The sequence below is a fragment of the Bartonella sp. AP1QHHD genome, assembly GCF_042196265.1.
In the GTDB taxonomy this organism is placed as follows: Bacteria; Pseudomonadota; Alphaproteobacteria; order Rhizobiales; family Rhizobiaceae; genus Bartonella.
Window position 1 is genome coordinate 111620 of the sequence record NZ_JBHIPW010000016.1, and the last position, 11483, is coordinate 123102.

Genomic DNA, 11483 nt, shown 5'->3' on the forward strand with positions numbered 1-11483 from the left:
ACAATGCATAAAGATGAAGATAAACGCCTTCTGGGTTCCGCCCCCCTTCCTAACGATCCAGATCGTTCCTTGAGGCCACAAGTTCTCGATGACTTTATTGGTCAAGAAGCGGCACGGGCTAATTTAAAAATATTTATTGAAGCAGCAAAAACACGGCAAGAAGCGCTGGATCACGTTTTGTTTGTAGGACCACCGGGGTTAGGAAAAACAACGCTTTCACAGATTATGGCAAAAGAATTAGGCGTTAATTTTCGCTCTACTTCAGGGCCGGTCATCGCTAAAGCAGGGGATTTAGCCGCTCTTTTGACCAATCTTGAAGAACGTGATGTCTTGTTTATTGATGAAATTCATCGCTTAAATCCGGCGATTGAGGAAATTCTTTATCCAGCCATGGAAGATTATCAACTTGATTTGATCATTGGGGAGGGGCCGGCCGCACGCTCGGTGAAAATTGATCTGGCTAAATTTACTTTGGTAGCGGCAACCACACGTTTGGGGCTTTTGACCACGCCGCTGAGAGACCGTTTTGGCATCCCAATTCGTCTCAATTTTTATACTATAGAAGAATTGGAATATATTGTGCAGCGTAATGCACGACTTTTTTCCGTCAAGATCAGTGATGATGGAGCTCATGAAATTGCACGCCGAGCACGGGGAACCCCTCGTATTGCCGGACGGCTTTTACGGCGCGTTTGTGATTTTGCTTTGGTTAAACAAGCAAAACAAATTGACCAAAAAATCGCCGATGAAGCGCTTTCGCGCCTCGAGGTCGATTATCTTGGTCTTGATCCGCTTGATCGTCGCTACTTGCTCCTGATTGCGGAAACTTTTTTAGGGGGACCGGTGGGGATTGAAACAATTGCTGCTGCTTTATCAGAACCACGCGATGCCATTGAAGATATTGTTGAACCGTATTTGCTCCAACAAGGGTTTATTCAAAGAACTGCTCGTGGACGTATTCTAACTGAAAAGGCTTGGAGCCATTTAGGGCTTTCTGCTCCAGCCTCTACAACGTCTATACAAAGGCGTTCTCAACTTTCTGATGCTCAAGAGAATTCATCACTTCAGACATCTTTATGGGATGGGGAAGATGACTAAGACATTCTCTTTATTAAAAGAAACTATGTGAATATTTTATAGCAAGTTCATAAAATACAAGAGACGTGCCTTCTTTTAGCATATTCTGGCTAAAAAGGTTTGGCACTATTAAAGATTTTTTGCTTTTGCTTTTCACAACTTCAACACAAAAATGTGTTCAATCTTTTGATTGATAGATAATTTGCTATATTAGATGATTTTATGGGATATGAAGTCGATGACAGAAATAACACCTTTTAAGAGCAATCATACAAACGCTTTTCATAATTTTCAGGTCCGCGTTTATGTTGCGGATACAGATTTTTCCGGTGTAGTTTATCATGCGCGTTATCTTGAGTTTTTTGAACGAGGACGTTCAGAGTTTTTACGGGATACCGGTTTTAATAATAAGATGTTAGCAGCAGGGGGTGAGGGGGAAAAACTGTTTTTTGTTGTTCGTCATATGGAAATTAATTTTTCAAGACCAGCTAAAATTGATCATCTTTTAGTCGTTAAAACACGTGTTACTCATATCCAAGGGGCCCGCTTTTTTATGGAGCAATCTATTTTGCATGAGATGACCACGTTGGTAACAGCCAAAGTTGAAATTGCTCTGATTAATGAGGAGGCAAAACCGCGACGTTTACCCAAAGAACTTTTTGCAAAAATGCTTGGTTAAAAGTGTTCTTCATTGAATTAGCAGTTTCAGGAAAGATCAGCAGATATAAAGTAATCTACAATCTAAGATTATACATATTTATCATAGCCTAAATGTTTTCCAATAAGGTTACACGATACAGCAAAAGAAAGCACCTCTGCTACAATAACTACAATAAATTGAAGATGATATCCCACAAAATTAAACATACCTCATCCATGTTATGATTCAAAATCAATGTCGCCTCATCCATTTTCTGCTATAAACTCAAGATATTTTCTTTCTTTTGAAGAAAGGTTTGTTGGCATCAGAAAGCAGCGAAAAAGTACAAAATATAAAAAAATAAAAATGGATTAAGATTTATTTTTATAAAAATGCACATACTCAGCACAATATTGCAATAAAGTGATAATAAGCTATTAGGTCGAAAATTGTCTCAAAACACCTAAAGGGTGTTTTTAAGCAATTTGATTTGTTTTTTTACTGGATTATCATTTGGCATCACAAAAGCGCGTGTTTCATCCATTTCTATCCATCATGCATGACTTTATGTGCTATAATGCGCGATTTATGTGCGCTTCTAAACGTAGTGAATGAGTGAGAGATCAATGTATGCAAAGCAGAAATGCATTCTTGCATTTAAAGTTTCAAAAGCATATTATTCTATATAATATATTGACTTAGAAAGATAAATTATCACTTCTTACGGGCACAAACCCTAATAGAGGAATAGAATAAAATACTTTCATTTCAAATCTGTTCATGTTGAAACAATTAAAATCATTTGCTTACACATCATAAGAGAGCAATATAAATTATTGAAAAAAATTGTAAAAATGTTCCTTATGGATCATTCTCAATGCAATAACGATCAAATATCGCAAGTGAGCAAAGAGAGCGAAGAAGCCGGTTTTCATAAAGTAAAGATGTGAAAAGGCTTTTTTCATATCACAGAAGCTTGTACGTTACACCATGATGCCAGAGAGATGATAGGGATTGAAAGGGGTAAATTCACAACACAATGAGATTACATGAGACTTACACTAGATTATATAGGACTTATAATAGGGGTGTATGGGTGAGGCACATTGTTGTGAGGCATTTTATGGTGGTTTATTGTCGTTTTTTGTGCCCGATGGTGTACCCCGTATTCAATTCGATGGAAAATGAGAGAAATAATAGCCTGAGGCAAAGCGTCATCTTTTATGATGATAACATATTTATTTACAATGATAATTCATTGCGTTGTCACTTTCAGATAATTCTGAAACTTGTAAAACTTTTTCTTTTCAAGCTCTATTGCCGCGAATTAATCAAAAACATTTTCTTACATGTCACAAGCGGAGTTGGTGAGTGGATACAAAAACACTTAAGAAAGGAATAAAATACCTCTTACGAATCTTTTCAAGTGCTAAGACTTATTGCAGCATTTTAAGCTAGAAACGCGTATGATGATTTAGCGTTCTTTTTATAAACGTAAAGATGGTGGTGCATAATAGATTTAATATTATGCATTTTTATATCTTTTATTTTTATAGTATTTATGGATAAGTCCTTATCGTTATATTTTTCATAAATGCTGTTGTGAAATGAGGGGGGCGTGCATTGAGGGATGTCTCTCGTCATCACTTTTTAAGGAAATTTAAGAAACAAGTCTTGTTTTAGCGCATGGATTTATGTGAAACTAGAGTCTTTACTTAAATTTAGAAACTATAAAATAATCTGTTTTATAAAATTAAAAAAAATGCATCTTTCATTTAGAGGGACAAAAATTATGCCGCATGTAGAACTAACGAATCCAGAAACAATTGGAATGTTGCATTTGTTTATGCAAGCGAGTTGGATCGTGAAAGGTGTTATGATTGGGTTGCTGCTCGCTTCTATCTGGAGTTGGGCAATTATTTTTGATAAAATTTTTACGTATCGGAGAATACGGCGTGAAATAAAGCAGTTTGAACGCACATTTTGGTCTGGCAAAGCGCTAGAAGATCTTTATGCATCATGCAAAAGTCAACGTACCAATAGTATATCCGCAGTTTTTATAGCAGCAATGGTTGAATGGAAAAAATCTCTTGAAAAAGGGACCCATACATCGAAAAGTTTGCAGAGCAGAATTGATAAGGCTATGGATTTGACGCTGGGACGTGAAAGTGAAAAAATAGAATCAAAATTAAGTTTTCTTGCGACACTGGGATCTGCGGGACCTTTTATCGGACTTTTTGGAACAGTTATTGGTATTATGGAGTCTTTTCTTTCTATTTCAGCTTCTCAAAATACATCACTTGCCATTGTCGCGCCAGGGATTGCAGAAGCGCTTTTGGCAACCGCTATTGGTTTGTTTGCAGCAATTCCAGCTGTTATTGCTTATAACAAGTTGACTCATGAAAGTGCGCGCATCATTGCACAAATAGAAAATTTTGCCGATGAATTTTCAACAATTGTATCGCGGCGTATTGATGAAACACGCACAGCACCTTCCTCTTTATAAAAAGGATCTTATCCCATGGGCGTTTCTGTTGCTTCTTCTTCTTCTCGCAAAAATACACGTAGGCGGCATCATTCACGAAGCCAACTGATGAGTGAGATCAATGTCACTCCTTTTGTGGATGTCATGCTGGTCTTGTTGATTATTTTTATGGTCTCTGCTCCCCTTTTAGTGAACGGTGTTCCTCTAGATTTGCCTCGTAGTCAAGCGGGTCCCGTACGAGCTCAAAAAACACCCCTTACGGTTTCACTTGACGCGCAAGGGCGCTTTGCCATTAATCAAGATTATTATGAAACGTCACAGGCACTGATTGCACACCTGAAAACTCTTCTGGAAGCAGATGCTACACAAAAAGATCAACGGGTTTTTGTGCGGGTTGCCAAAACTGTTGAATATCAACAAGTATTAAAACTGCTGGCGGATATTCAAAAAGCGGGGTTTTCTCAAGTTGCGTTAGCAAGTTTAGCACAATAAATAATAAGTAATAAAATTGTGCATAACCGGTTGTTTTTAAGATGTTTTTAAAAGAGCATAGAGTGATTAAAAATGAAAAAATGTAAGGCATAAGTAAGGCATAAAGAATGAACAAAGACTCTTATCATAGTATGAAACGAGGCTTGGCTTTATCCCTTGTGGTCCATGTCATTTTTCTCAGTTGGGGAGCTATTCAGTTTACAAGCTCTGTCTCTTTACCACAACCATTGGAAGCAATTCCCATCACTCTTGCTCCTTTAGTGGGCGAGTTTTCTTCTCAACAAGGAGCCGTGAAGGCTCCTATCCGTGCAATCCCTGCCATAAAACCAACTATGCAACCACAAGAGAAAGAAGATGCACGCCATATTGGAGAGGGACAAATAGATAGTCTGGCACCGTTTCAACCAAAGGAAAAGCTGCGTCCCGTTGAAACAGCATCGCCACCATCAAGCGAGAACACATCAGAAACATTTGCACCCGAACTTACAAAACCAGAATTATTAGAAGCAAAAACAGAGGATGCACCCAAGGTTGCACCTGAGATGCCTTTGGAGGCACCGGAGGATGCACCCAAGGTTGTGCCTGAGATGCCTTTGGAGGCACCAGAGGATGCGCCCAAGGTTGCACCTGAGATGCCTTTGGAGGCACCACCGGAGGATGCGCCTAAGGTTGCGCCTGAGATGCCTTTGGAGGCACCGGAGGATGCGCCCAAGGTTGTGCCTGAGATGCCTTTGGAGGCACCACCGGAGGATGCACCCAAGGTTGCACCTGAGATGCCTTTGGAGGCACCGGAGGATGCACCCAAGGTTGCGCCTGAGATGCCTTTAGAGGCACCGGAGGATGCCTCTAAGGTTGCGCTCAAGCCTGCGCACAAAAATGAAGAAATGATATCGCCAAAAGAATTGGCTCCAACGGTCCCAAAAGTACCAGCAGAGCAGATTGTTCATCAAGCGCCCAAAATTGTACTTCCAGAAAAATCTCTTCTTCCACAGTTTAAACCAAAGTTTGACGGAGAATTTCCAAAGAAGAATGAGGCTGCACTGAATCAAAAGACGCCAAAGCTTAACAAGAAAAACCAAGAGAAACAGACCATTGAAGATATTTTAGCTCTGGAGGAAAATAATTTGCTCAATCGTGCGCGGTCACAAGGAGGGGGAGCAAAACGTTCTCATATACCAGAAGCTTTGGGTGCAAGAAAAAATATTAATGATACCACAAAAATGGCACAAACATTGGTCAATATTGCGGGGGGATGTATTCAACAGAAGCTTAAACTTGTGGCGCTTGGCGGCGATTTAAAAAATCGTCCGGTCGTGCGGTTGCGATTTTACTTAGACCGTGAAGGGATGGTTGTGGGCGACCCTATCATTGATCCCGTAAGCGGCCTTGAGAGTCAACAAGCTATTATGATAAGGCAGGTGTATGCTGCTGTCTTTTCATGCCAACCTTATGCAGATCTCCCACGTGATCAATATGATCTATGGGGGCAAGGTTTTGACTTTAATGTTGATCCCCTCCAAGAAATAAGATGATAAACGAGAAAAAAGCGCTTAACGAAAGGACACATTCCATGATGACTATAACGAGACATAAAGTTTTTGCTTGGTTTATTGTCACTTGTGGGTTGTGGCTTTCAAATATTTCATCGGGTTATGCGCAATTGAAAGGAACTATTTCGAGCGCTGATTTTAATCCCATTCCCATTGCAATTACAGACTTTATTTCCAATGATTCGATTGGGTTAAAAATATCTGCTGTGGTGACAGCCGATCTTGAACGGTCGGGGCTTTTTTTACCGCTTGATAAAGCAAATTTTTTTGAAAACATTTCTAATCCTAATAAACAACCGCATTTTGCTTCTTGGCAGAAAATAAAAGCACAAGGTTTAGTTACTGGGCAAGTCATGAGAGAAATCGATGGACGTTTGAGGGTCGATTTTCGTTTATGGGATGTGTTTGGACAAAGACAATTGAAAGGACGGCGTTTTTATACCGCGACAGAACGTTGGCGGCGTGTGGCACATATGATCGCAGATGAGATCTATAGTGAAATGACAGGAGAAAGTGGTTATTTTGATACACGAATTGTTTTTATCGATGAAACAGGCCCCCAAAATGCACGCATTAAACGCTTAGCAATGATGGATCAAGATGGCGCAAATTTGATTTATATGTCTGATGGAAGTGAATTGGTGCTTACACCGCGTTTTTCCCCAAAAAGACAAGAAATGACCTATATGGCTTATGAGGACAATCAAGTACCTCATGTTTATCTCCAACAAATTGAAATGGGGCAAAGAGAGTTGATCGGAACGTTTAATAACATGACAATTGCTCCACGTTTTTCTTCTGATGGACAAAAAGTTATCATGAGTTTGTTACAAAATGATGGGAGTGCCAATCTTTACACTATGGATTTACGAACCCGTACGATGACGCGACTTACAACAACTTCTGCTATTGATACTTCTGCTTCTTATTCACCGGATGGAAAACAAATTGTCTTTTCTTCAGATCGTAGTGGAAAGCCGCAAATCTATAAAATGAATGCGGATGGGAGTGATATTCAACGTATTTCTTCAAACGATGGGAGTTATTCAACACCTATTTGGTCTCCACGGGGTGACTATATCGCCTTTACAAAACAATTAAGCGGACAATTTTCTATCGGTGTTATGCGCCCTGATGGACAAGGAGAACGAATTTTAACCACAGGGTTTCACAATGAAGGACCAACGTGGGCCCCCAATGGTCGTGTACTGATGTTCTTTCGCAAAAATCCCGGTATGGGACCAAAAATTTATACGATTGATATTACGGGACGCAATGAACGACAACTCCCTACCCCCAATGATGCTTCAGATCCAGCATGGTCGCCTTTGCTCAATGTACAGTAAAACAAAATGCTTAAAAACAGAATATAGAAGGAATACAGTCTCAAGTTTACACAATCTCAATAGTTTTTAAATTATTTAAAAGAAGGAATTGATTATAATGGGCATGGGGAGTTATGTAGATTTCATCTATCATCTATGGTTGTTGATCGATAATGGAATTTCCTTGGGGAAAATGCTTAAAAAAATTCAAAATAAGACCTTGAAAAATAGAGTCGAAAATTCTGAGGTCTCTAGAGTTCAACTTTTTATTCAAAGTGTCGCTATATTTTTTTAAACTTCCTCTTCGATTTTGTTTGTGAAGAGTCCGGACTCTTGTCAGGGGGGGCTGTTGCTCTCTGATGTGTTTTATTCAAGTACGCGGTTGTTTTAGGTCTGAATATTGATTGATCGGTAAGAGCAAAAGGACAGATTTTTAAGATAAATGACGTTATTTTAGAAATATACGATGCCATAAAGTTAATGCCATAAAGTCAAAAATTTATCTGCAACGGATTAGAGAGATGTACCGGCTTTTTGTACAATACTTTGCTAAAAAATCAGCTCTGGCTTTCCATTTGCTTATTTTTATTCTGTGATGTTGTAAAAACACTGCCCTTTGAGGTGTGGGGATATAGGGCGTATAAACCTCCTTGATATATTCTAAGTGTTTTTTAAGTGCGTAGCGAATATTTAGGGGAATGCATGTTTGTTGAGCCTTAAGTTTCAAGTGAATTTCATGAGTGATTCGTCATAGGAATACGTCAAGAAAACCCCAATTGTTTAGAGGCTAGATCATTTCATTACTTGAGGGTGGGGAGAGGAGGTTAATCTTAAAGAACAAAAAGATCAAATAGAGAGGAATATAGGGATAATCTTTGGGGCATGTAAGAAAGGCGTAAGGCTACAGAGTTTTGTATGCTTTCTTTTTGGGATTATGTTTTCTGCGATTGATTGTGGTTTTTTGTTGCATCAATGGCTTACCCCGCGATTGATGCGGGGCTTTTATATGTGCGGATAAAGAGGAGGGGTGACAGATGCTTTTGAAGCCCTCATGAATGAAGAGAGGGCTTATGCAAATGATGGGAATTATACAGACAATTTTGCCAAAATCTCATCACTGACATCAAAATTTGCATAAACATTTTGCACATCATCATCTTCTTCTAATGTTGAAATTAGTCGTAAAACGGACAAAGCTTTTTCTTCATCTATTGGTGCAAGGGTGGTGGCTTTCCAAATCGTTTTAATCGATTCTGCTTCACCAAGTTTTGCTTCAAGTGTTTTGGAAACTTCACCAATATCTTCAAATGCGCAGGTAATATGATGTCCGGTTTCTTCTGATTGCACATCTTCGGCACCGGCTTCAATTGCTGCATCCATGATGTTATCGGCTGTTCCTGCTTCTGGCTTATAGATTATTTCACCAATCCGATTAAACATGAAACTGACCGATCCTGTTTCCCCTAAGGCTCCTCCTGATTTTGTGAAGGCGGCGCGCACATTTGAAGCGGTGCGGTTGCGGTTATCAGTTAACGCTTCAACAATGACGGCAACGCCGCCTGGTCCATAGCCCTCATAGCGTACTTCATCATAATTTTCTACATCGGCGCCTGACGCTTTTTTAATCGCGCGTTCAATATTATCTTTCGGCATCGATTGTGCTTTGGCATTTTGAACAGCCAGCCTTAAACGTGGATTCATGGCTGGATCAGGAGCACCTTGTTTTGCTGCTACGGTAATTTCGCGCGCAAGCTTAGAAAATATTTTCGAGCGCATTGCATCTTGACGCCCTTTACGGTGCATAATATTTTTAAATTGTGAATGGCCTGCCATAGTTTTCCTTCCTATTTGAGGGCTTTTTTGCCAGTTGGATACTCTTTAGAATTTAAGGCGATAAAGCATGCATCCCACCAGAATAAATGTGCCACAGCATGAGGTGAAATAATCGAATAAACCCTTTATAAGAAAATTCATCTTAAAGGTAAAGACACCTTAGTTGAGGATCATTACAAGAGAGATCTCTTGTCGTTAAGCAAAAATAACGCTATAACAGAATGTAATCTCATAGCAAAATGGTTTATTCCATGCCGCGCTTTGTTTTAGGAGTGGTTGGAGAGACCTAAACATATAAAAAAGTTCCAGTGCTCTTGAGTGGGCGGTAACCTGCCTCATAGAAGAGGCGCAGAAGAGGATTTATAAAAATGGCAACGCAACTTTTGATGCCCAAAGCAACAGCTGTTTGGTTGGTTGATAATACAGCTCTTTCTTTTGATCAGATTGCAGAATTTTGTAAATTGCATGTCTTGGAAGTAAAAGCTATTGCCGATGGTGATGCGGCTTATGGTATTAAAGGTTTAGATCCGATTAGTTCTGGGCAATTGACGCGCAGTGAAATTGCACGGGTGGAGGCTGATCAAAACGCACGATTGAAAATTTCTCAATCTAGGGTGCATATTCCTGAAAAAAAACGTAAAGGGGCGCGCTATATCCCTCTTTCTCGACGCCAAGATCGTCCCAATGGTATCCTATGGTTGGTTACAAACCATCCCGAGTTGAAAGATGCACAAATTGCACGGTTGATTGGGACAACAAAAGCGACAATTGAACAAATCCGCCTTAGAACCCATTGGAATAGTGCAAATTTGGTTCCTCTTGATCCTGTAGGACTTGGTTTGTGTTCGCAAATCGATTTAGATTTTGAGCTCCAGCGTGCGGCGAAAAATCGTCCTGTTGCAGCAGAAGAAGATAGGTCGTTGCTTCCCGCTTCTGTGACGGAAAACGCTGCTCTAGAGGAAAATGAGAGTGAAGACAATCTGCATAAGACTTTTGACGCTGATAAAGTTTTTGCAAAGCTGAACGCGCTGCAAAAAAATAGTCAAAATCAAGATGATGCATAAAAAGCCATGACGCATAAGGGAAACATTTCTTATGGAAATGTTAGAGGAATGGCTGAAGAGAAGAAAAATTGGCAGAGACTTAAAAGTAAAAATAAGGACGAAAAAAACAGAAAAAATTTCGTCTTCATTAGGAATTAACGGTTATTCTTAAAAATATTTTTAAGAATTGACCCTTCTTTACGAAATTCAAGGAGAAACGGATTATGCGCTCTACCAAAAAAACCATCTCTCATTCCTTAGCTATCCTCTTTCTTTTCTCACTATGCCTGGGTGGGTGTGGCAAAAAAAATGTTGGTGCACTTAACGGTATGAATGGCGCTTATATGAATGATGCTGGTTTGAATCAGGTGTCACCAGGCTCAGGACAAGAATTTACGGTTAATGTGGGTGATCGCGTGTTTTTTAGTCTCGATTCTTCTTCACTTGATGCTGATGCTGAACGTATTTTAATGCGCCAAGCAGAATGGTTGCTTCATTATCCTTATTATTCTATTATGATCGAAGGTCATGCTGATGAGAGGGGAACACGTGAATATAACTTGGCACTTGGACAGCGCCGTGCTGTTGCTGTGCGAAACTATTTGGTGTCTCTTGGTGTGTCCGCACAACGGATTCAAACAATTTCTTACGGAAAAGAAAGACCTGTAGCAGTATGTGATGATATTTCCTGTTGGAATCAAAATCGACGTGCTGTGACAACGTTGAGTGACATGAATAGTCATTAAAAAGAAGATTGTTTGTTTCAACTATTCAATAAGCTCTTAAGGGGAAAAAAGAATGTATCGTAAAATCAATTGGAAAACACTCTTTTATATGGGGGTTTTCATAGCTTGTTCTACTTCACTTGTTCAAAGTGCGGCACGAAAGGCTTCCGAATATCCTGCACATGATACGGATAAAGTTGATGCAGTTGATAAGGCAACTGATGACGTGAAGAAAGTACCTGATGCAGCCGATAAAGCAGCATCTGATGCAGCGGAAAAAGCCACTGACGCTGTTAATAAGGCTGTCGATGCT

9 protein-coding genes and 1 pseudogene are annotated in these 11483 nt (G+C 39.7%); 9 read left to right on the plus strand and 1 reads right to left on the minus strand.

The window, feature by feature from the left end:
* The first annotated feature begins 3 nt into the window (after positions 1–3).
* The 6 genes from ruvB (at position 4) to tolB (ending at position 7590) form a co-directional block, all read left to right on the plus strand.
* On the plus strand, positions 4–1098 hold the full coding sequence (ruvB, locus tag ACFIME_RS02550) for a Holliday junction branch migration DNA helicase RuvB (protein WP_375642892.1): 1095 nt from the start codon (positions 4–6) through the stop codon (positions 1096–1098).
* 217 nt (positions 1099–1315) lie between these two features.
* Positions 1316–1756: a tol-pal system-associated acyl-CoA thioesterase gene (gene ybgC / locus ACFIME_RS02555; protein WP_375611759.1), complete on the plus strand. Its 441-nt coding sequence runs from the start codon at positions 1316–1318 to the stop codon at positions 1754–1756.
* Between the two features lie 1753 nt (positions 1757–3509).
* On the plus strand, positions 3510–4223 hold the full coding sequence (gene tolQ / locus ACFIME_RS02560) for a protein TolQ (RefSeq protein ID WP_375617873.1): 714 nt from the start codon (positions 3510–3512) through the stop codon (positions 4221–4223).
* Between the two features lie 15 nt (positions 4224–4238).
* Positions 4239–4694, plus strand: coding sequence for a protein TolR (gene tolR / locus ACFIME_RS02565; protein ID WP_273790463.1), 456 nt, complete (start codon positions 4239–4241; stop codon positions 4692–4694).
* Positions 4695–4801: 107 nt separating this feature from the next.
* A complete protein-coding gene (locus tag ACFIME_RS02570; RefSeq protein WP_375684431.1) occupies positions 4802–6226 on the plus strand; it encodes a cell envelope biogenesis protein TolA in 1425 nt (474 codons plus the stop codon).
* 38 nt (positions 6227–6264) lie between these two features.
* On the plus strand, positions 6265–7590 hold the full coding sequence (gene tolB / locus ACFIME_RS02575) for a Tol-Pal system beta propeller repeat protein TolB (RefSeq protein ID WP_375655037.1): 1326 nt from the start codon (positions 6265–6267) through the stop codon (positions 7588–7590).
* A gap of 1065 nt (positions 7591–8655) precedes the next feature.
* Here tolB and ACFIME_RS02580 read toward each other — a convergent pair.
* Entirely contained in the window at positions 8656–9402 is a 747-nt protein-coding gene (locus tag ACFIME_RS02580) for a YebC/PmpR family DNA-binding transcriptional regulator (protein WP_254492472.1), read from the minus strand.
* A gap of 368 nt (positions 9403–9770) precedes the next feature.
* On the opposite strand from ACFIME_RS02580, the gene ACFIME_RS02585 reads away from it, so the two are divergent.
* The 3 genes and pseudogenes from ACFIME_RS02585 to ACFIME_RS02595 all read left to right on the plus strand — a co-directional run.
* Positions 9771–10466, plus strand: coding sequence for a DUF1013 domain-containing protein (locus ACFIME_RS02585; RefSeq protein WP_375634428.1), 696 nt, complete (start codon positions 9771–9773; stop codon positions 10464–10466).
* A 203-nt stretch (positions 10467–10669) separates the two neighbouring features.
* Complete coding sequence (gene pal, locus ACFIME_RS02590) at positions 10670–11191, plus strand: peptidoglycan-associated lipoprotein Pal (RefSeq protein WP_375633417.1); 522 nt, start codon at positions 10670–10672, stop codon at positions 11189–11191.
* A 52-nt stretch (positions 11192–11243) separates the two neighbouring features.
* A pseudogene (locus ACFIME_RS02595) lies at positions 11244–11483 on the plus strand (tol-pal system protein); the annotation flags it as partial.